Annotated in this window: 20 protein-coding genes; 8 read left to right on the top strand and 12 right to left on the bottom strand. The window is 50.5% G+C overall.

The genetic code is table 11. The features are described from left to right. Position 1 precedes the first annotated feature (1 nt). On the bottom strand, positions 2-1,180 hold the full coding sequence (locus AZH53_RS02460; RefSeq protein ID WP_319641966.1) for a proteasome-activating nucleotidase: 1,179 nt from the start codon (positions 1,178-1,180) through the stop codon (positions 2-4). Positions 1,181-1,217: 37 nt separating this feature from the next. Here AZH53_RS02460 and AZH53_RS02465 point away from each other — a divergent pair, with 37 nt between their 5' ends. Genes AZH53_RS02465 through AZH53_RS02480 form a run of 4 tightly spaced genes read left to right on the top strand, consistent with a single transcriptional unit; the run spans position 1,218 to position 4,569 of the window. Then, entirely contained in the window at positions 1,218-1,616 is a 399-nt protein-coding gene (locus tag AZH53_RS02465) for a DUF126 domain-containing protein (RefSeq protein WP_319641967.1), read from the top strand. Positions 1,617-1,662: 46 nt separating this feature from the next. Next, entirely contained in the window at positions 1,663-2,781 is a 1,119-nt protein-coding gene (locus tag AZH53_RS02470; RefSeq protein WP_319641968.1) for a TIGR04084 family radical SAM/SPASM domain-containing protein, read from the top strand. A 28-nt stretch (positions 2,782-2,809) separates the two neighbouring features. Next, a complete protein-coding gene (locus AZH53_RS02475) occupies positions 2,810-3,931 on the top strand; it encodes a TIGR04013 family B12-binding domain/radical SAM domain-containing protein (RefSeq protein ID WP_319641969.1) in 1,122 nt (373 codons plus the stop codon). After that, the gene (locus AZH53_RS02480) at positions 3,928-4,569 is read left to right on the top strand and encodes a metallophosphoesterase family protein (RefSeq protein ID WP_319641970.1); all 642 of its coding nucleotides are present in this window, start codon (positions 3,928-3,930) and stop codon (positions 4,567-4,569) included. The genes AZH53_RS02475 and AZH53_RS02480 overlap by 4 nt, the downstream gene beginning before the upstream one ends. On the opposite strand, the gene cyaB is transcribed toward AZH53_RS02480, so the two are convergent. Then, entirely contained in the window at positions 4,556-5,098 is a 543-nt protein-coding gene (gene cyaB, locus AZH53_RS02485) for a class IV adenylate cyclase (protein ID WP_319641971.1), read from the bottom strand. The two genes, AZH53_RS02480 and cyaB, sit on opposite strands and share 14 nt — an antisense overlap. Positions 5,099-5,141: 43 nt before the next feature. On the opposite strand from cyaB, the gene AZH53_RS02490 reads away from it, so the two are divergent. Next, positions 5,142-5,888 carry an FKBP-type peptidyl-prolyl cis-trans isomerase gene (locus tag AZH53_RS02490; RefSeq protein ID WP_319641972.1) on the top strand — a complete coding sequence of 249 codons (747 nt, stop codon included), beginning with the start codon at positions 5,142-5,144 and terminating at the stop codon, positions 5,886-5,888. Between the two features lie 8 nt (positions 5,889-5,896). Here the strand turns inward: AZH53_RS02490 and AZH53_RS02495 are convergent, their stop codons facing one another. Then, positions 5,897-6,922: an mRNA surveillance protein pelota gene (locus AZH53_RS02495; RefSeq protein ID WP_319641973.1), complete on the bottom strand. Its 1,026-nt coding sequence runs from the start codon at positions 6,920-6,922 to the stop codon at positions 5,897-5,899. Further along, positions 6,919-8,820: a ribosome rescue protein RqcH gene (gene rqcH / locus AZH53_RS02500; protein WP_319641974.1), complete on the bottom strand. Its 1,902-nt coding sequence runs from the start codon at positions 8,818-8,820 to the stop codon at positions 6,919-6,921. Before rqcH ends, AZH53_RS02495 begins: the two co-directional genes overlap by 4 nt. A gap of 55 nt (positions 8,821-8,875) precedes the next feature. Between rqcH and AZH53_RS02505 the strand changes: the two genes are divergently transcribed. Genes AZH53_RS02505 through AZH53_RS02515 form a run of 3 tightly spaced genes read left to right on the top strand, consistent with a single transcriptional unit; the run spans position 8,876 to position 12,261 of the window. Then, entirely contained in the window at positions 8,876-9,235 is a 360-nt protein-coding gene (locus AZH53_RS02505; RefSeq protein WP_319641975.1) for an EMC6-like membrane protein, read from the top strand. 18 nt (positions 9,236-9,253) lie between these two features. Beyond that, positions 9,254-11,026 (top strand): ribosome biogenesis/translation initiation ATPase RLI, encoded by a 1,773-nt coding sequence (locus tag AZH53_RS02510; protein ID WP_319641976.1) that lies wholly within the window; start codon positions 9,254-9,256, stop codon positions 11,024-11,026. 44 nt (positions 11,027-11,070) lie between these two features. Continuing rightward, positions 11,071-12,261 (top strand): hypothetical protein, encoded by a 1,191-nt coding sequence (locus tag AZH53_RS02515; protein ID WP_319641977.1) that lies wholly within the window; start codon positions 11,071-11,073, stop codon positions 12,259-12,261. 6 nt (positions 12,262-12,267) lie between these two features. On the opposite strand, the gene AZH53_RS02520 is transcribed toward AZH53_RS02515, so the two are convergent. The 8 genes from AZH53_RS02520 to AZH53_RS02555 form a co-directional block, all read right to left on the bottom strand. Further along, positions 12,268-13,359, bottom strand: a complete 1,092-nt coding sequence (locus AZH53_RS02520) for a ligand-binding sensor domain-containing protein (protein WP_319641978.1) — start codon at positions 13,357-13,359, stop codon at positions 12,268-12,270. After that, entirely contained in the window at positions 13,344-13,835 is a 492-nt protein-coding gene (locus tag AZH53_RS02525; RefSeq protein ID WP_319641979.1) for a chemotaxis protein CheD, read from the bottom strand. The genes AZH53_RS02520 and AZH53_RS02525 overlap by 16 nt, the downstream gene beginning before the upstream one ends. Before the next feature lie 13 nt (positions 13,836-13,848). Then, positions 13,849-14,463 carry a chemotaxis protein CheC gene (locus AZH53_RS02530; RefSeq protein WP_319641980.1) on the bottom strand — a complete coding sequence of 205 codons (615 nt, stop codon included), beginning with the start codon at positions 14,461-14,463 and terminating at the stop codon, positions 13,849-13,851. An 11-nt stretch (positions 14,464-14,474) separates the two neighbouring features. Further along, on the bottom strand, positions 14,475-16,463 hold the full coding sequence (locus tag AZH53_RS02535) for a chemotaxis protein CheA (protein WP_319641981.1): 1,989 nt from the start codon (positions 16,461-16,463) through the stop codon (positions 14,475-14,477). Next, complete coding sequence (gene cheB, locus AZH53_RS02540; RefSeq protein ID WP_319641982.1) at positions 16,456-17,496, bottom strand: chemotaxis-specific protein-glutamate methyltransferase CheB; 1,041 nt, start codon at positions 17,494-17,496, stop codon at positions 16,456-16,458. The genes AZH53_RS02535 and cheB overlap by 8 nt, the downstream gene beginning before the upstream one ends. 5 nt (positions 17,497-17,501) lie before the next feature. Further along, positions 17,502-17,864: a response regulator gene (locus AZH53_RS02545; protein ID WP_319641983.1), complete on the bottom strand. Its 363-nt coding sequence runs from the start codon at positions 17,862-17,864 to the stop codon at positions 17,502-17,504. Between the two features lie 113 nt (positions 17,865-17,977). Beyond that, complete coding sequence (locus tag AZH53_RS02550) at positions 17,978-18,784, bottom strand: CheF family chemotaxis protein (protein WP_319641984.1); 807 nt, start codon at positions 18,782-18,784, stop codon at positions 17,978-17,980. Then, entirely contained in the window at positions 18,785-20,266 is a 1,482-nt protein-coding gene (locus tag AZH53_RS02555) for a hypothetical protein (RefSeq protein ID WP_319641985.1), read from the bottom strand. It abuts the gene before it with no gap. Between the last annotated feature and the right edge of the window lies 1 nt (position 20,267).

Below are 20,267 nucleotides of genomic sequence, written 5' to 3' on the forward strand. Positions count from 1 at the left end.
TTCACAGGAACATTATGTCCGTGGCAGTTGTTTTATTCTTCACTTTTGTGATGGCGCCCATGAAATCCTGCATGTGGACTTCATCTGCCTCCCTGCGGACCGCATTCATTCCGGCCTCTCTGCAGATTGCCTGTAGTTCCGCTCCTGTGGTGGCATCTGTCATTCGTGTGAGATCTTCGATGGATACGTCCGGTGCCAGGTGCATCCGGGACGAATGAATCCGTATGATTTCAAACCGTGCCGTTTCGTCCGGAAGGGGGACTTCCATGATCCGGTCGAACCTGCCTGGTCTGAGAAGTGCCGGGTCGAGCATATCCACCCTGTTGGTCGCTGCCATGATGCGGACATCACCCCGGTTGTCGAATCCGTCCATCTCTGCAAGGAGCTGCATCAGCGTGCGCTGAACTTCCGCGCTTCCAGAGGTGCCGTCATGCATTCGCGTGCTCCCTATGGCATCGATTTCATCGATGAAGACGATTGACGGTGCCTGCTCACGTGCCATGCTGAAAAGGTCGCGGACGAGCTGCGCACCTTCGCCAATGAATTTGTGCACCAGTTCGCTCCCGGACATCCGGATGAAGGTTGCATGCGCTTCATGGGCGACCGCCTTTGCGATGAGGGTTTTTCCTGTCCCCGGCGGGCCATGGAGGAGAATTCCTTTCGGAGGTTCGACCCCGATCTTTTTAAAGATCTCCGGTCGGGTAAGCGGGTACTCCACTGCCTCGCGTACCTCTTCGATCACATCCCTGAGGCCGCCGATCTGCTCAAAGGTAACATCCGGTGATTCCTCCAGTTCCATGACCCTGACACGTGTGTCATGCGAACTTTCGATGGTGCGGACCACGGACAACGCGTTATTGACGGCGACCTTCACTCCCGGTCTGAGCATCGGACGAATTTCATCCGAGACGGTTGTCACATATTCCTGATTATTGCCCTGCTGGCGGAGATAGACCTCGCCATTCTCAAAAATATCTACGACGGCGGCAACAAAGAGCGGGGTGCGCTTTAACTGGTTGTTCTCTTTTTTGAGCTGGTCGCATTCGGCCTTGAGATTCATGATCTCCTTCTGCTGTAGAGCGACACGGATCTTTAAATCCTCCAGTTCGGACTCCACTTCCGTTTCCTTATAGGTAAGGTCATTGTCATTCGCTGTGGTATTGATGATGGTCTCATCCATGCTGTATTTATCTTTGTTTTACCTACATTTATTTGGTATGTCCATTACAATCAGAGCCCGGAGCATCTCTGAAGGTGTCGGTACCGGAGAGATTCTTGTCAGCCATGAACCCATATCATTTCTCTCGGGGGTGGACCCGGAAACGGGAATGGTCGTTGAAACCGGTCATCCCCTCGAAGGTGTGCCTGTTGCCGGCAGAGTACTGGTATTTCCCTATGGGAAGGGTTCAACCGTGGGTTCTTATGTGATGTATGCCCTGCAGCGGAATGGGAAGGCACCGGTTGCAATCATCAATCTTGATGCCGAACCTATCATTGCCGTCGGAGCAATCATGGCAGAAATCCCAATGGTTGACAGGCCGGAGGGTAGTGTAATGGAACTGGAAGACGGAACTGTGGTTACTGTTGACGGCACATCCGGTGAAATTATCTGCTGATTATCCAGAAAAATTATTTTTATAATCAATATCCCGGAGTGACAACGTGCATTATCACCTGTTGGTTAATGACCAGTGTAACCTGCACTGCAGATACTGCAAGGGAAATATATTTCGACCGGATCTCTGTGATGCATGGAGAGAACTGCCTTTTGCATGTGAGTCGGATATTCAATACCCGCTATTTGAACTGGAACGTTTTTTGAAAGAAGACCCCGATCCTGTAGTAACCTTCTATGGCGGAGAACCCCTGATGTCTTCGGATACTGTCCGTGAGATAATGGACAGTATGCCGGAGGTCCGGTTCATGCTCCATACGAACGGCATTTTGCTGGACAGGATTGATCCGGAATATCTCAACGCCATGTCATCCATTCTGATCTCGATCGACGGGCGAGAACAGGTTCATGACAAACACAGGGGGAAAGGGACCTATCGTCTGATTATGGAAAACTGCCGGCGGCTTCTCGAAACAGGGTATGAAGGGGAACTCATCGGACGAATGACGGTCACAGAGGATACCGATATCTTCCGTGATGTTCTGCATCTCTCACGGAATGAACTGTGCTCCTTCCAGGCCGTTCACTGGCAGCTGAACGCGAATTTCTATGATGACTATGGGGCACGGAATTTTGGAGACTGGGCCTGCAGTTCATATATTCCCGGTCTTCAGGCTCTGGCGGCAGAGTGGGTCCTGGAGATGGAGCTGGATGGGAAGGTACGCATGTGGTACCCCTTTGTTGATACGATGCAGGATCTTCTTATGGGGGATCTTCCTGCAATGCTTAGATGCGGTTCCGGTCATGCCAATTACAGCATTCTTCCGGACGGAAATATCGCCCCCTGTCCCTGCATGGGTGGGCTTGAAGATTATTATGCCGGTCATATCCGTGACGCAGATCCGAAGAATCTTCCACGCATAGCCGTTGACAATGAGTGCAGGGGTTGTGATGAGTACGCCTTCTGTGGCGGGAGATGCCTGTACTCAAATATCTTCAATCCATGGCCTGCGGAAGGGCGAACCTGGATATACCGCACGGTTCGTGCCCTGCATGAAACCATGACAGAGGTCCGGGAGAACGTCGGGGAGTTGATCTGCACCGGACGGATTTCAATGGACCAGTTTGCCCATCAGAAGTATCACGGATGCGAGATAATTCCTTAATGTGGAGCAGGAAAGAGGATCATCCGGCATGAGAGTGAACTGGAGGTCGATAAAGTGGGCAAAGAATTCATACGCTGCACTCTATGCGGCCTGTGAACAGTCGGGGATACTCCTCCATGAGACGAATAAACCGGCAGATGACATTACCTGCTACAGCCTGAATTCGATAGACGAACCACATTATCGGGATGAGATCGCAGATGCTGGCTGCATCACCATCGTCGGTGGTCCTCATGCCTCGGCATGTCCGCATGAAGTGGCCACCTATGCGGACTATGTTGTTGTGGGTGAAGGGGAATTCACGCTTCCCGCTCTCATCAGGAGTATCGGGGATGGTTGCGGTCACGTACCCCCGGGGGTATGTTCCGGAGATGTCTGCCGGCCATCCACGAGTCAGGTTTTCCTTCCCGCATACCGACCGTTTACGCGAGTGAAGGGAACGATTGAGATCTCCCGCGGCTGCCCGTATCACTGTGCCTATTGCCAGACGCCGTGTCTGTTCGGCAACCGGATGCGTCACCGGACCATCGAAGGAATTGTCGAAGCCGCGGAGCACTACCGCGATGTCCGCTTTGTCACGCCAAACGCACTGGCCTACGGTTCGGACGGGACTCATCCGCGTCTTGATCGGGTTGAGGCGTTGCTTCGGGCGTTGAAAGGCCACCGGATATTTTTCGGGACCTTCCCGAGTGAGGTGCGGCCTGAGTGGATAACGGACGAGTCACTGGACCTGATCACCTCGTATGCATCGAATAGGAAGCTTCATTTCGGTGCCCAGTCCGGAAGTGACCGGGTGCTCCGCCTCCTGAAGAGGGGGCACACCACCGGGGACGTGATGCATGCAGTCGACCTCTGCCATGATCATGGCATAATTCCTGTTGTGGATTATATATTCGGATTCCCGTTTGAAACCGATGAAGACCAGAATGCCTCAATAGAACAGATACGGGAGGTGGCGCGCTACGGAAAAATTCATGCGCATTATTTCACCCCTCTTCCCGGCACTCCGCTTGCAGGCACGACGCCCCGTGATGTTCTGCCGGAGGTTCAGAATATTCTGGGAAATCTGGCTCTTCGCGGTAAGGCTACCGGGTCATGGATTGAAGCGGAGATAAGGTTTTTTAGCCGGAATGAGAACCAATACCCATGACGAAAATTCTTCTCCTCACTGATATCCACGGTCAGTTTGAGATAATTCCGGCATTTATGGAACTTGGACCGGACATGGTGCTCATAGCAGGAGATCTGACGGATTGTGGTGCCCCCGAGGAGGCTCGCGGGATGCTGGATATGATTGATGTTCCCTGTTTTGTGGTACCAGGAAACTGCGACCAGAAAGGCATCATCAATATCATAGAAGAGTCGGATGCGGTAAATCTTCACGGAACATCGCTGGAGATTGGATCTATCACCATAACCGGCGTTGGTGGTTCCAATCCCACTCCGTTTGGAACGCCGTTTGAGCTCTCTGAAGAAGAAATCAATGAACTTCTGGAACAGGCGATAGCACGCGGGGGGCAGAATGTGCATAATATTCTGGTCGTTCACGCACCGCCCTATGGGACACTCGATGAGGTCGGGGGAGCAAATGTCGGATGCAGGAGCATTCGTTCGCATCTCCGGGAATTCGATCTGGTGTGTTGCGGCCACATACATGATCATAGCGGGGTGATGGAAGAGGAAGGGACCGTGATTGTTAATCCGGGTCCTGCGGCTGAAGGAAAGTGTGCCGTCATCATCCTCGGGGAGGAAGCAAAGGACATCCAGGTTGATCTTATTTCGCTGTAGCAAGAAGAAGTTCGAGATAGGATTCCGGGATATGCTCTCCCGTAATATTCAGATCTTTTTTTACCAGATCAATTTTCTTTAAGGCGTTGTCACAATCACCCTTCCCGGTGATGACCTCGATCTCTGCATATGTGCCAAGCCCGGCAACTCTGTCGAGGGAGACTTTTGTTCCCTTGTAGCTCCATTCTTCACGTACCTTCTCCACCTGTGCTGTCGGGGTGAAGCCAAGTGCGGAAAAGAGCCGGATAAACAGGGCGGGATCATCGATGGGAATATTCATCTCCTCACGCGCCTTTGCCCCCATTCCCTCCAGTTTCGGTCCCTTGTAGGTGATCTCGGCGCCGTTGGGAGTTGACCGTATCCGGAGGGCTTCATCGGTCCGTGCATAATCACGATGAGGGGCATTCAGATAGGTGTCATCCTGTCGTGATGACCCGAGAAGAACGCCTCCCGCTTCCTTCAGTTTCTGTGAAATACCTTCGGGATGGTCTATGCGGACCTTCACTTCCACCTCAATCAGGGAACTCATTATTTTAAGTAGTGCTGTCCTATTAATATAGACAGGTAATATCATGGCTGTTAATGAAGGAGATTTTATCAAACTCCGGTTCACCGGATCCTATGACGATGTGGTCTTTGACACCACTGAAGAGGAGAAGGCCAGGGAAGAAGGCCTCTATAATGAGAAGAAGACCTATGGACCCATCATCGTCCGCGTCGGCGGGAATCATATCATTCCCGGTCTTGACGAAGCGCTTCAGGGAAAAGAAGTCGGTGAGTCCGGTACGGTTGAAGTCCCTCCTGAAAAGGGATACGGAGCCCACGACGAATCACTCCTGAAATCCGCCCCTCTGAAAAATTTTGCCCAGAAACCGGTCGTCGGAACCAGGATCTCCTCAGAAGGGCAGGACGGCACGGTTGTCAATATCATTGGAAAGCGTGCAGTCATTGATTTCAACCACCCGCTCGCAGGCAGGACGCTGACCTACGAGTATACCATCGACGGAATCGTCGAGGAACCCATCGAGAAGGTAAAAGGGCTGATTGAGCTCTACACAGGCAAAAATATGGATGTCGAACTCAACGAGGGCATCCTGACGATTATCCTTCCCCCGGGAATCAACTACGACCAGCGCTGGATGATGGCACGCGGCATGCTTATTCACCAGACCTTCGAATTCATTCCCGAGATTATGGAGATCATCCTGAAGGAGTCGTACAAACGTCCGGCACCTGTCGAAGAACCTGTGGTCGAGGCAGAAGAACCTGAGGCACCTGTTGTAGAGGATGCCCCTGTTTCTGAAGAACAGAACGAATAACCTTTTTTTTACTCAATTGCAAAACGGAGCAGGGCAGCAATTCCGCCCAAGGCTTCAAGCTGCTTGCCTGGTTCGAATTCGGAAGAATAAACCGTTATCCTTGCACGAACCGCCTCGGCCTCTTCGAGGGTGGATGTTATCGCCTCGTCACGAATGAGGTGGTCAATGACCAGCAGGTCCTCAACGGCTCCGAAGGCTATCGCCTTTCGGACCTCTTCGATACCATAGGCGATGGCCCCGTCCCCTCCCATGCGGGCAAGGAACTGGTCCAGAAGGCTCACCTCACGTGCAAGCTGGATGTCCTCTGTTATGCGCTCGAGGACTCCTTGCCCTATGACCTCCTGGACCGCACCTTTCCCTACCCTTCGTGTCTCGACCGTCAGGCAACGGTCTGCCAGTTCCTCATTTCGCAGACGGATAAATTTTAGGAAATCTTCCTTCACAAATCCCGGCCCCGCAATGACAAGAGGTCCGGTCGTCTCCTGAACCGCTGCCATGGCATCCCCAAAGAACATGCTTCTCGCATCCGTTCCTTCCCTTTTGCCGCTGCCGCCGCTGATGGTTGTAAAGAGCTCCGGTCCGTACTGGCGCATCCGGTAGACTTCCGCATATCCCTCCTCGAGGGAAATGACATGGACGACGCCGGCAGTCGATGCCCGGACGGCCCGTTCGATGCGTTCGAGGTCTATCCCGTGCCAGTGTTTGATCACCGAGATCTCCTGCCCGGCTTCCAGGTTCACCGTATGATGAAACCCTTCATCAACACCGTGTACTATGACGCCGGAGATGCGCAGTCGGTTGGCGTTATGATGAAACTCTACTTTGGTTACCCGTATCCCCAGGCGAACCGGCTTTTTCTCCGATTTCTCCGGACGTACCTTGTCGGTCTGGGATTCCAGGCTCCGAAATGTCTGGGCATAGATGAGATCCCCTTCCCGGAGGAGGTGTTTCAGGTGCCAGAGATCATCGAGGGATTCCGGAAAAAGACGTATCTCACCGGTCTGTTTCCTGAATTCTTCAAATTCCGCCTTCATTGATCTTCCCTGATGTCCGATCCGCCGGGGGGGACAAATGCCATGACCGCCTCGGCATTGAGAATGGTCTTGATACTCTTCCAGTCATCGGGGTACCGTTCGCGTAACCGTTTGAGGACTTTTTTTGCGATATCGTTGGGTTCAAAGGTTCCCGGCGTAAGAACAACAAAATACTCCGCATGTGCCCTGACGGCTTTCACGGGACCGCCGATGACCCCGAGTTCCGGTTCAGTCTGCAGACCTATGGCAATCCCCAGGGGCGTGTCCCTGAAATACCTTCGTTCTCCTCTCACCACGAATGAACCCCGTGCGACATACTCTCCCGATTCCGGTGTCTTACTGACCTGGTTTTGATATGCTGCATAGACATCCGCGGTAAAATGGCCGGCTTTCCAGGCATTTGAATAGGATGCGGCAAACTGGGCGACCTCATCCCAGTGGGCGGTATCCCCCTTGACGATGACGACACTTCCGCCGTGGACATCGGCATGCACGAAATGATCTCCTCCCTGAAGGTACTTCTTGACAATCTCCTCGTTGGATCCCGCATCCTTCCCCCCGATCATCAGGACGCCGTCGCTCGTATAGCACCAGCGGAACCGATGGTACCATGCCTTCTTCATCGGGCGGAATTCTGCCTTCTTCTTCTTTTTTGGTTGTTCGCGGAATTTTTCCATTGCCGCCAGAGCGCCAGTGCGCTTTTTCCTGAATTTTTTCACCAGGTCATAGTAGCGGGCAGCATTGGCTTCGAGAGTTTCGTGAACATACAGTTTGACTTTCTCATCCCCGATAAGGACATCCACCGCTGCTTCAGACGGATATACTTTTTTGATGGCCTTAGCGGCAGGTAAATCACTTGATTTGAGGATATCTTCGATATCCTGCCACGATGTCGATGCACTTGCGGCATCAAGCGTCTCGATAATAGCCGCCACCTCGCTGTAGTGCTCGTAAATCGTGTCGACAATTGTCTGGTATCCGGCTATCTTCTTTTCGAATGACTGTATCGCCTCAACCTGTCGCCGTCTGATGATCTCCTCCTTTGTCAGTTTTTCTTTGCCTTTGGCCGGTTTTTCCCGCTCTCCTTCATATTTTGGATAGTAGGCATCCAGGGCTTCGTTGAAGGTAGGGAATCGTGTGATGGCCTCCTCGCCACCAATGGGAAACGGCCAGCAACCTGTAGGGGTTATGCAGGGATCGGTGTCCGCTTCCGCACGCCCGATGAGGGCAATGTAGGCCGGATAGATTTCTGCCGGATTTACCTCCATTGCCGGTATTGCCTTGTCGATCTCTGCAATACGACAGACTTCCTCAGCATACCGGCCCCCGAGCATCATTTTTGTCGCAAGGGTGCGTACAACGTCCGTGTCGGAATTCAGAAATGCCTCTTCCATCATTGCAGCATCCGGTATGTCCGGTGCAGCAGGACCGGCAAGGGTATAGAGTTCACCTGCAACGACATCGCGGTCCTTGAACCGGTGGCGTCTGAACGGCTGAATAATACGGTAGTCTTCATCGCAGATGATGATGTTTCCTTCGTCAAACATCTCAAATATCAGATGGAACCGCTTCTCGCTTTTTCCCACCTCAAGATCAATGATTCGTTCAATGCCGGGCTGGGTGACGGAAAGAATCCTGCCCCCGTTCAGGTATTTTCGAATAACCATCGAGTACCCTGACGGATTTTTCGGGGCTTCGGGCAGTTCACCGGCAAGATGCATCCGTACGCCAAGTTCGATAAACAGGTGAAATTTATTCTTATCTTCTCCGTTTATCCGTATTCCAAAGAACGAGGAGTCATATTGGTACGATTTACCAATCCACAGGGGAAGAACAGCACGGAATTCCGATATAAATGCACGGAGATCCAGTCCGCTCATGCCTTTTTTATTTGCCATCGCTGTACCAAACTACATATTGTCGGAGAACAAAAATATAATGACTGGTGGCAGGATGAGTGAAGAGAATATTTCAGAGGACAAATCTGGCCAGAAACCTGTAAAAACGCAGGAAGTTAGGATAAAAGAGCATAATGAGAGGATCCTCCGGACGACCATCGGGTGTTTCATGGGAATCCTTGCCGGAGTCCTGTCTTTTGCTCTCATCGGTGACCCGTCTCTTCCGGAAAATTCCGCGAGAGGACTTATCGGAATTCTTCTGCTTCTTGCGGCGATAGTCTTCCAGAAACAGATCTTTCTCCTTATGAAGATTGATGTAACCCAACTGGGTGGAAAAGACTGGTTTTATCAGGGGTTCATGGCTTTATCCCTCTGGTTCATAAGCTGGACAATCCTCCTGACCGTACCAATATAATTTTTTTAGTGATTTATCATGCGCATTGCAGTTGTTCATCGTGACAGGTGTCACCCTCCCAAATGCGGAAAAGAATGCATTCTCTACTGTCCTCGTGTCAGGACCGGGGATGAAACGGTCGTCATCGGGGAAGACGGAAAAGCCTCGATATCCGAAGAACTTTGTGTGGGGTGTGGGATCTGCGTAAAAAAATGTCCCTTTGACGCTATCGACATCGTGACTCTTCCGGAAGAGCTCGAGCAGGCGACGCACCGGTATGGAGCGAATGGATTTGCTCTCTACGGCCTTCCCATCCCGGTCGAGGGGAAGGTTACGGGTATCCTCGGTGCCAATGGTATAGGGAAAAGTACAGCGGTAAAGATCCTCAGCGGACAACTGACGCCCAATCTCGGCAACCCTTCCGGAGAGGCATCATGGGAGGTCATCCTGAAAAAATTTGCCGGCACCGAGCTCTTCGATTATCTCCAGACCATTGCAGGGTCTTCGATGAAAACGGCGCTCAAGCCGCAATACATCGATTATATACCCAAGGTGTTCAAGGGCAAGGTTTCCGAACTACTCAGTTCGACCGATGAACGGGGAATGCTTGAGTATTATGTTCGTGAACTTAATCTCGACACGATACTGGATCGTCCCATCGGCAAACTCAGTGGCGGGGAACTCCAGAGAATTGCGCTTGCCGCGTGCCTTTCCAGAGATGCGGATTTCTATTTCCTGGATGAAATAACACCATTCCTTGATATCTACCAGAGGATGAAGGCAGCCGATCTAATCCGGGAGCTTGCCGAAGAAAAACCTGTCGTCATTGTGGAGCATGATCTTGCCATTCTCGATCTCCTTGCAGATACGGTGCATGTTGCCTATGGCAAGCCCAGCGTATTTGGTATCATCACACGTCCGAAGGGTGTCAGAATTGGTATCAACGAGTATCTTGAGGGTTTCCTCCCGGAGGAAAATGTACGATTCAGGGACTATTCGGTCAGCTTTGAAAAACGCGCCCATACCGGCGATGTCGACCGCGAGATTCTCGTGGAAATCCCCATGATGGAAAAGCGATACGAAGCATTTACCCTTCATATCGATGGCGGGGAAATTCGAAAGGGGGAGGTACTCGGGCTCGTTGGTCCCAACGGTATCGGAAAGAGTACATTTGCAAAACTTCTTGCCGGTGTTGAACACCCGGATGTCGGGGAGATGACCGGTGAGGTCCGGATCTCCTATAAACCACAGTACATCAAACCCGAAGGGACTTCCACGGTTGAATTCATTCTCCGGCAGGCAACGAGATCGTTCGATTCATCCTACTATCAGCACGAAATTATCGAACCGCTCTCCATAGGTCCGCTTCTTCAGTCCCCGGTGGATCAGCTCAGTGGTGGTGAACTCCAGCGGGTGGCGATTGCATTGTGCCTTTCGCAGGATGCAGATCTCTATATCCTTGATGAACCCAGCGCACATCTGGATGTTGAGCAGAGGGTAAAGCTGGCCCGTATTCTGCGGAGACACGCCGAGAGTCAGGAGGCAGGCATCATCGCCATCGACCACGACATCTATATTATCGATATGATCAGCGAACGAATGCTGGTTTTTGACGGGGAACCGGGGGTCCACGGTACGGCTTTTGGACCGTATGAGATGAAAGACGGGATGAATCATTTCCTGAAGAATCTCGGTGTGACATTCAGGCGGGACAAATCCGGACGACCCCGAATCAACAAGCCCGGATCATATCTTGATCGTGAGCAACGTTCTATCGGCGAATTTTATTATGCTGACATCTCCAAATCCTAATCATTTATTGGTTGATACGGGGTATATGTACTGTGGGGTGAAGAATGGCACGAGGGGAGAATTTAACCGATGCGATTCAGTATGAAAAAATTGACATGCTGAAGAATGATCTTCTTTCCTACATTGACAGGAATAGCGATAAAGTAAATTCAAATCTCCCTGTTTTTTTTGCTCATGTCATTTCCGCTCTTGATAACGGATTTTCCACAATTGACGATGCGACTCATGATGAATTTATAGACGGTATTGCATCAGCGGTCATGGAAAAGGTGTCTTCGGGAGGAGATCCCGAGGGTATAGAGAAAATTATTTCAAATGCAGCACGATGCAAGCGTAAATCCTCGAGTAAGGCTTCCTTAAGGATCCTGGCCGGTATCAGTCTCCTTCGTTCAGGTTCATATAAGGAATCTTTGGAATATCTCGGTGATTATAGCCGTTATGATAGCAGAATTGGATTTTACCGGGCGTTTTGCTTTTACAAACTTTCAAGTGAAGAAAAGAACCGGGTCGGTGGTAAGGACTCACAGACCGGGAAGGATTATGAAATGGCTGCCAGGGAGCAGCTGATTGAGCTGGTGAAAACCAAGCCCCCGATGTACCGTGTTCGTCAGGTCGACTATATGACGACTCCCGAAACGGAGAATGCCTTCTGGTTCATGATAAAAATTGCACTCTGGTGGTTCCCGAATGAACAGTGGTTTATCAGCACGGGCATCCAAAAGGCAAAAAAAGACGGGAATGATGAAAAACGCATGGAAATGCTGAATATTGCTACTGTCCGCTTCTATAGCGATCTGAATTTCCTGCGTGAAGCCTATCATCTGAAGATTGAAAAAAAGGATGCGGTGGGAGCAAACGGTCTTGTCCAACAGATGATGCAACAGTATCCCGAGAGTATTGAACCGGTCTATTTTGGCATGAAACTGGCCCTTCTGGCAAATGATACCCCTTCCTACACGAAATATCGCAATATGGCCCAGGAGAAGGGTATGCCGAATTATCTAATTCAGCTTCTGGATTTCGCATTTTTTGTCATGAAAGGACAGGAAACCGAAGCATTTGCGCATTATAATGAAGCTTCCAGAAGGTTCAGGTCATTGAAATACTATCTGTCTCCTCTTGAATATCTGGCCCGTGACATTTTCAGCAGTGATGATACACGGGCACAGCAGGCAAAAAAAGTCTTCATGGAATCCGTAGACCTTTATGCGCTCAAAATCATACAGATAAAATAATCAGTCTCATCTGTTCTCGGTGTAGATGATTTGGATTTCCAAAAGGTTATGGTTGGTTTCGGGTGCACTTGTATTCGGGTATTCTTCAGCGTATTCGATGGGGATGCGAGTGTCAATGTCGCCAGTAAAAAACCCTGTCTCGTAGGGTGTCACAAACCAGTACCGGTGCATTGAATCCTGGAAGACTTTTATGATCTTATTATTCTGCAGCTCACCGGTGCTTTGAGATATGTGTTGTCGAATCTTCCCGTCAGCCACGACATACATGCCGTTATTGGTGCCGATGAGCAGTGCGGCATCTTCTGTTGCCTCTACATCACGGAAACGGATATCTTCGGGCCCAAGGTCGTCAGCAATAACGAGGGTCGTCAGATTCCCTGTTGTTGAGAATACGTGTATCTGTTTGTCAGTGTAGACGATCACGCCTCCAAAGGGATAGTCGGTAATACCGGCTATCGAATCGATGTCGGGGATAGTACTGACTTTCTCGAAGTGCTGGTTGTCATGTTCACCTGACGTCCTCCACAGGCCATTGTTTGCGGAAAGGGCGTATATGGAACCGGATTGATGATCACACGCCAGACTGTCGATGCAATAGGCGTCCAGTCCTCCGCTGGTAAACGGGCGATACCACGTCCATGAGTCCTCTGAATATCTCTGAAGACCGGAGTTGCCTATTGCAATCCATATATCCTCCCCCGCTCTCAGGATATCATGGATCGGCATATGCTGAAAGAATTGACCCTCGTCGATATTATTAAAATACTCTCCATTATACGTCTGGACGCCGGCGCCGTACCCTATCCAGAGATAATTGTGAACGTCGAAGGAAAGTGATGTGAGATAGTCATCTCTCATTCCCCGTTCATAATCCCATGGGGTGCGATGTGTCGAGGTCCACCCGCCATCAAACATGGATATGCCCGATGATGTTGCAAAGGCCACCATCCCATCGTGGCTTTCGGCGATATCCCTGACATCACAACTGACGATGGAATCCTGCCCCGGCCAAAATGTCTGGACGACCACTCCTGTGGCGGGATTTGCCAGAGACAGGATCAAAAGGAGTGTCGCCAACAGTCCTATAGTTCTCTCCATTCTCCACTTGCCTGCTTTATGGTGATCTTCCCCCCATTGGCCGGGGAATAGGTGACGGACCTGCCTGATGTTCCTCCGGTTTCCTCGGTAACAAGGGTGATGCAATGGGCACGAAGGCTTTCCCGGACGGCATCTGCATTTCTTGAGCCGATATCCAGATCGCCCCTGAACTGTTGAAACATGCGGGCACCGCCGATGATCTTTGCCTGGAGTGAACGGGGCCTGGATCCTCTCTCCATCAGTTCGTTTTTAAGAAGAGGAACCGCAGTATCCGCGAATTTCCCCGGCCTCTCGCTCCGTCCCTTGCTGTCCGGGAGCATGATGTGGGCGACTCCCCCGATCTTCAGGTAGTCGTCATGAATCACCAGAGCAATGCAGGACCCAAGGCCGATCGACGTCATGGTCATTGAACCGACGCAGAATTCACCGATTCCGACGTTGATTTTATCTCCGGTATCCGCAGTATGCCCATTCATGATATTCCAGCCATCAGGGAACCTGTTGCAGAAGATTATCGAGGAGTGTCAGGATATATGTCAGGGTTTTTTCTTCGGGCAGAAGGACAATTGTGCTCTGGATATCGTTTTCAGACTCCTGCAGTTCGGTAGAGAACAGGAGTATCTCGTTGATATCAAGTGCCACCTGGGCGACGATGTTTTCAAAGGATGCATGAGCCATATCGATGGCGAGGGCCGGCGGTGACGGCAGCATGACGATTCCCAGTAACTCCGCAGTTGCATCCAGGAAATGGGAAACCATAATATTGCCTATTTCGATGAGGGCGCTCTCATCCATCTCATTGAACTCGCGATCCTCATCCTGAAGACCTATCATTGCATTTGTCATCCTGATAGCGGATTTCTTCGGAACATGATAGACGATGTATCCCGCAGGTTCGATGGTTCCCTGAATTTCAAAGACAACCATTGCACAGATCTCTTCCCCAAAATATCCGGCAATGTCTGCAATGTCGATCTTCGTCACCTTAGGAACGGTCATCGTAATCTCATTCATCAGCATCTGGGATAGCGAGGTCGCTGCGTGTGAAGCGCCGATATTCCCCATTTCCTTCAATGCATCCAGTTGTTGTTCATTCAGATCCATATTTTCACCATTTATACCATCGTGTTTACATCAATAATCGGAATGACGTCGCCATCGCCGGGGATGGTGACGCCGCTTACACCACGGCAGGTGCCGATTACCCTGCTCAGTGGTTTTACCACAACTTCCTGCTGGCCTTCAACAATGTCGACCGGTACGCAGCATTTATGTCCCTGATACTGGACGACGACGATAATGTCTCCCGAGACATTCATTCCAAACATCTCTTCCAGGCGGTGAATCTGGAGGACATCATCCCTGAAGGGGATGGCCTCGCTCTTCCCGATGCGGGTAATCTCCTTTGGATTGATTCTTGCCACTTCGACAACCGAATTGATGGGTATGGCACATTTTCTCCCGTTAATTCTCACCATCATCACTTCGAGGATTGCCATCGTCGGTGGAAGGGTGAGGGTAAATGTCGTACCGTTTCCTGGTTCGGAGGAAACGGCGATCGATCCCTGTAACGATTCAATTGTGCTCTTGACAACGTCGAGTCCGACTCCTCGGCCACTGATATCGGTAATCGTTTCGGCTGTCGAGAATCCCGGCTGGAAGAGGAATGCCGTGATCTCTTCTTTGGAGAGTGTTTCTGCGGTTTCGGTATCCACAAGGCCCTTCTGGAGGGCTTTTTTCAGGACCGCATCCGGGTTTATCCCCCCACCGTCATCACTCAGTTCAATAAGGACATTTCCACGTTCCCGCCAGGCCCGCAGCCTGATGGTTCCCTTTGGATCTTTTCCGCGTTGAATCCGTTCTTCCGGGCGTTCGATGCCGTGGTTAACCGCATTACGAATGAGATGGAGGAGCGGGTCTCCCAGTCCGTCAATGACGCCCCGGTCCATCTCGGTATCCCCACCCTCCATGAGAAATTCAACATCTTTTCCATCATGAACGGCAACATCACGGACAACCCGGGGGAATCTCTTGAAGATCTGGTTGAGGGGGATCATCCGGATGTTGATCATCATGTTCTGGAGTTCGGAGATGGAACGGCTGACCATTCCCATGGCTTCATCAACTTCTTTCAGGTTGTATTGTCGTGCCAGTTGTCTCAGGCGGCCGCCGTTTATCACGAGGTCCTCGACCATCGTCATCATGTGATCCAGTTTTGTTAAGTCAACCCTGATATTCTGGACCCCTTTTGAAGATTTTTCATGTCTTTTTTGGCCATTTTCATTCTCTCCGGGATTCATCTCATCCATTATACTCAAAGCGACCTCCCGCTCCGGTATGTCGGGCGATATTTCCGTAATCTCAGTGGAACTGATATCGGTAACATTTGCTGCCGAAAGGAGTGCCTCCCGTCCGGCATCGGATACAAGAATTACATCAAGGGTTCCTTCGAATTTGCCTTCGTCGAGTTCCGCCTCTTCCGGTATCGTCGTGATGATGGTGGCCATCTGTTTCAGGTTTTCCAGAGCAATCAGTGCACGGACATCTTTCATCATGCAGTCCTTTTCTACAGTGAGACACAGGTGATACCGGGGGAGTAGGGAGGTGGGCGATTCTTCCGATCCTGATGCCGAAATGAGGATGCCTGCATTATTTTCCTGCAGGGATGCGGGAGATGGGGATGTATCGGCATCCTGTTCATTGTTACCGGATACTTCCCCTGATTCGTCGACTGCTGCACGGAGTGCTCCGACCAGTTCATTTGCATCGACGGACGAACTGTCTCCACCCCTCTCGATATCATCCAGCATTTCATCGATGGTATCCGTGCAGGTCAGGAGCAGATCCACAAGACCCGGTGTTACGGTCTTTGACCCGTTGCGTATGTCATCGAAGACGTCCTCCATCGAATGGCAGAGGTTTTCCATGACAGTATATCCCATTGATGCCGCCATACCCTTCAGGGTGTGGGCTGCACGAAATATTTCATCGATTGCTGTCGGATCTGAGCCTTCCTCGAGAACCAGAAGATTATTTACGATATTTTCGTGGTTTTCCTGCGATTCAGCAACAAAGAGTTTCCGGTATGTATCGTCATCAGACATGTCTGCTGTTCATCTCCTCTAGTGAGCGTTTGATTTCTGTTGGAATCCGGTTTAGGGGAAGGACCCTGTCCACGCAGTTGCGCTGCAGGGCGGAACGGGCCATGCCGTAGACGAGACAATCCGATTCCCGGACAACCAGATTTTTTCCTCCGGCATTTTTTATCGAGAGTGCTCCCTCTCCCCCATCGCTTCCCATCCCACTCAGAAGGACGGAAACAGTTCGTGGTCCGAATACTCTTGCACCCGATGTGAATGTCAGATCTACCGCGGGGCGTACCGCATGGACCGGTGCGGATTTCGAATGGACAATTCGTGCCTCCTCTTTTCCCGAAGAGCTGACATTTCTGGTAATCAGGGTATGATACCCCCCCCTGGAGAGGTAGACATGTCCTGAATAGAGGATGTCGCCGGTTTCTGTTTCCTTTACCGGAAGGGGAGATATTTTATCCAGTCGCTGTGCGAGAGCAGCAGTAAATCCCTCGGGCATATGCTGTGTTATTACAACGGCAGCGTTGAGATCGGCATCGAGTCGTGACAGCACGGCATCGAGCATCGGGGGTCCTCCCGCAGATGATCCGATGAGAACGATGTTTGAAGCCGGATCAGTCCGGACATTTTTCGGTGCGTTCTCCGGTCTGATGGGGATGGAGACCAGTTGCTTGAGTTTTGTCGAAAATTCCGTACCGATATCCTTTATCTTCCCGATGTTTCTGGGTTTGAGCATGAAATCATCGGCGCCAAGGCGCAGTGCGGTCTTCGTGTACTCCGCATCATCGGATGTTAGAGTGCTCAGAATGACAACCCGCGGGCGTTCTTTGATATACTTCAGGTGCCTGAGCATCTGGAGGCCATCCATCTCCGGCATCTCGATGTCAAGGGTGACAATATCGGGGTGGAGTTCCTTGATCTTATCCAGTCCTTCCTTCCCGTTTGAGGCCTTCCCGACGACCTCAATCCCGGGGTCTTCGGATAGAATATCTGATAATATGGTGCGAATAAACACCGAATCATCAACTATCAGGACTCTGAGCATGCAAATTACTGGTTCAGCACATTCCTGACTTCTTCGAGTACTTTCGGGGCCTGGAATGGTTTTACGATATACCCTTTTGCTCCTGATTTTATCGCAAGTTTTACCATCTGTTCCTGACCGACTGCTGTGCACATAATTACTTTCGCTGAAGGATTGAGCGAAGTAATTTCCTTCAATGCCTCAATACCGTTCATTTTTGGCATCACAACATCCATTGTGACCAGATCAGGTTTCAGAGTTCGGAATTTTTCGACCGCTTCCTCACCGTTTTCCGCTTCTCCAACAATATCGTGAGATCCGGAAAACAGAATATTTTTCAGGAGTGTCCTCATGAAAAGCGTGTCATCAACGATTAATATTTTCCCCATTGCCTATCAATTAATCTTCTGCTACAAAGGTAATAAATATTCGCTAAAAGGAGAAATGGCGGATGAAGGGGGCGTATTCATATAAAAAATATATTCGGTTACAACAACAAATATTAAATCTCTGGTGGTTTTACCGCCTCGGTAACAAATCGTACTCCTTTTGTCGTAAGCTTCACTTCTCTTCTTGTGAGTACAACTTCCACCATGCCAAGTTTCATCATTTTGTCGTATATTGCTTCAATTTCAGGATTGGATTTGTCCAGCATATTTTCTATTGCATGTGTGTCCATTCCGCTGTAGACCAGCATTGCAACCTGGGCTGATACCGGGTCTAACTCCTGATCCATCGAGATATCCTTCGTTGCGTCAGCCAGGTAATTGAACAGCACCTCAAGGGTTGTCGGCGGACAGAGAACGAAACTTGTCGTCACTTCGCCGGTTTCGACATGATCGATCTTTACGACTTCCGTCTTTTTTCCCTGGACATCCCTCGTCGTTTTTTCAATGGCCGAGACATCCATGATGGGCAGACAAATCTGGGAATTCTGTCCCACAAACCAGATCCTTGATTTAAGGACGACGATAGCGCCTTTTTCCCATGTGGCGTCCTTAACCATCACCCCGCCCTTTATCGCCGGGGACATGAAGTAGGCCATCAGACGATATCCGGAACATCCCATCAGTATGACTTTTTTCAGGATGGTGAGTGCCTTGGGAACGGATGCGATCCTGTATGACGGGCCTTCCTTCCCTTTCACCGAGAGCTCGAGAATGTTTTTTCTCTGCTGGAGGTCATCAATGGATTTGAGGGGAATATCGGTCGTGAGCGGTTCAGGGAGATGAATCACTTTCTCATCAATTTGAATATTCGCGGCTACCCATGACCCGTTGTTGTCTATTTTGGCAGGTAACGTTTTCATTTACATCTCCGTATTCTGATCATTTGTCTGGAAGGAAGGTTTGCCTCCCATCTTCTTTAACACATCTTCCAGTCCCTCGATGAGATCCTGGGAATCGACATCGGTGTCCTTCATGTCACGAACAAGGCTTGCATCCTGAATCGTTTTCTTCTGTTTGATATCGGTTTTCAGCATGCTCAGGAGACCGTCGTCATCGCCTCCGCCAAACGACATGATCTCGTCGGATGTTGAATCTCCGTACCCTCCGAAACTGATGACCTCCTTTTTTGCCGGGTTGTATGCTGGCGGGGTATTCCCACTTTGTGGTATATTCTCTGAGAGAACATCATCAGGAAGCAGGCCTATTGAATCGATATCCTCTTCCTCCTCGACCATATCCAGTTCGAGGTCATCGAGCGATTCATTTTCATTCAGATCCAGCTCATCAAGGCTAAAGGAGCCAAAAGGATCTCCATCGATATCATCAGAACCCGCAAATCCGGTCGCATTTGTCTCTTCCGGAAGGACGAAGGGAAAGGTTTGTTCATCCTCATCAGACTGCACCGGTTTGACCGACCCGGAGAAGGGGGCCTCAGCCAGGTCATCGTCAAGGGTAATGAATCCACCATCGACTTCGATTGCATCAAGGTCCTCCATCGACCCGATTCCAATTGCAGTCTCCCCGGAAATGTCGTTCTCTGGTTCCGCCTCGGGAATCACTGCATTATCATCGAATGATGCATTTTCGGCAAGGATTGCATCAATTGACATCATTGCGCCATTGCCCATATCGACGGAGCCCCCTGATGATACCGGTTCAGCTACATCCCCTGACGCTCGATTTCCCTCCGGGCCCTGAACATCATCATCGAGTTCGAGGTCATCGAGAAGCCCGAAATCCTCGTCATCAAAATCATCCGATAGCAGATCGGGAATTGAACTGTCATCGGTGGATTCTTCTTCTACCGGCAGTGGCTCCTGTACCGTGGTTGTGACCGGCTCATGTATGGTGGAATCAAGGAGCTCATCGATTTTTTGTCCATGAGATGAATCCCTTGAACGAATAAACCGGGATTTAATGGAGCGTGTTGCAAGTACAAGGTCTGTTACCGGACTGTGTTTGTCCCTGGATTTATCATGTCTGCCGGGGGCCTTGCCTGAACGAGGATTTCTTTTTGCGCTGCTACCGCGTATTCGGGTAAATATTCCGGAAGAAGTATCGGAATTCTTCAGATCCGGGTTTTCGTTGCTGCCCGATGAACGCCCCTTTTTCTGCGTAACCGCTGCCTGATCCGATGGTTGCTTATCTTTTTGGCGGGTGATGATCGCCGGTAGGTTTCGAATATCCTCGAGCGTCATCAGGCCGAGGCCCATGATGAGAATAATTCCGAATGCTATCGTACCTCCGATAATGATGGGAATTGATGCGTCCAGGAAAATAAAGACTGAACCGACGAGGATGATCCCGAACATCATTAATATGCGGCGTACTGTTTCATTCATG

Source organism: Methanovulcanius yangii (assembly GCF_018687785.1).
GTDB lineage: Archaea > Halobacteriota > Methanomicrobia > Methanomicrobiales > Methanomicrobiaceae > Methanovulcanius > Methanovulcanius yangii.

Bases quoted from the DNA above. Each gene is read 5' to 3' on its own strand.
- AZH53_RS02475 (WP_319641969.1), top strand. From the start codon at position 2,810: ATGAGAGTGAACTGGAGGTCGATAAAGTGGGCAAAGAATTCATACGCT.
- AZH53_RS02465 (WP_319641967.1), top strand. From the start codon at position 1,218: ATGTCCATTACAATCAGAGCCCGGAGCATCTCTGAAGGTGTCGGTACC.
- AZH53_RS02460 (WP_319641966.1), bottom strand. From the start codon at position 1,180: ATGGATGAGACCATCATCAATACCACAGCGAATGACAATGACCTTACC.
- cheB (WP_319641982.1), bottom strand. From the start codon at position 17,496: ATGCTCAGAGTCCTGATAGTTGATGATTCGGTGTTTATTCGCACCATA.
- AZH53_RS02515 (WP_319641977.1), top strand. From the start codon at position 11,071: ATGGCACGAGGGGAGAATTTAACCGATGCGATTCAGTATGAAAAAATT.
- AZH53_RS02555 (WP_319641985.1), bottom strand. From the start codon at position 20,266: ATGAATGAAACAGTACGCCGCATATTAATGATGTTCGGGATCATCCTC.
- AZH53_RS02520 (WP_319641978.1), bottom strand. From the start codon at position 13,359: ATGGAGAGAACTATAGGACTGTTGGCGACACTCCTTTTGATCCTGTCT.
- AZH53_RS02510 (WP_319641976.1), top strand. From the start codon at position 9,254: ATGCGCATTGCAGTTGTTCATCGTGACAGGTGTCACCCTCCCAAATGC.
- AZH53_RS02480 (WP_319641970.1), top strand. From the start codon at position 3,928: ATGACGAAAATTCTTCTCCTCACTGATATCCACGGTCAGTTTGAGATA.
- AZH53_RS02490 (WP_319641972.1), top strand. From the start codon at position 5,142: ATGGCTGTTAATGAAGGAGATTTTATCAAACTCCGGTTCACCGGATCC.
- AZH53_RS02545 (WP_319641983.1), bottom strand. From the start codon at position 17,864: ATGGGGAAAATATTAATCGTTGATGACACGCTTTTCATGAGGACACTC.
- AZH53_RS02525 (WP_319641979.1), bottom strand. From the start codon at position 13,835: ATGAATGGGCATACTGCGGATACCGGAGATAAAATCAACGTCGGAATC.
- cyaB (WP_319641971.1), bottom strand. From the start codon at position 5,098: ATGAGTTCCCTGATTGAGGTGGAAGTGAAGGTCCGCATAGACCATCCC.
- AZH53_RS02530 (WP_319641980.1), bottom strand. From the start codon at position 14,463: ATGGATCTGAATGAACAACAACTGGATGCATTGAAGGAAATGGGGAAT.
- AZH53_RS02535 (WP_319641981.1), bottom strand. From the start codon at position 16,463: ATGTCTGATGACGATACATACCGGAAACTCTTTGTTGCTGAATCGCAG.
- AZH53_RS02505 (WP_319641975.1), top strand. From the start codon at position 8,876: ATGAGTGAAGAGAATATTTCAGAGGACAAATCTGGCCAGAAACCTGTA.
- AZH53_RS02550 (WP_319641984.1), bottom strand. From the start codon at position 18,784: ATGAAAACGTTACCTGCCAAAATAGACAACAACGGGTCATGGGTAGCC.
- rqcH (WP_319641974.1), bottom strand. From the start codon at position 8,820: ATGGCAAATAAAAAAGGCATGAGCGGACTGGATCTCCGTGCATTTATA.
- AZH53_RS02495 (WP_319641973.1), bottom strand. From the start codon at position 6,922: ATGAAGGCGGAATTTGAAGAATTCAGGAAACAGACCGGTGAGATACGT.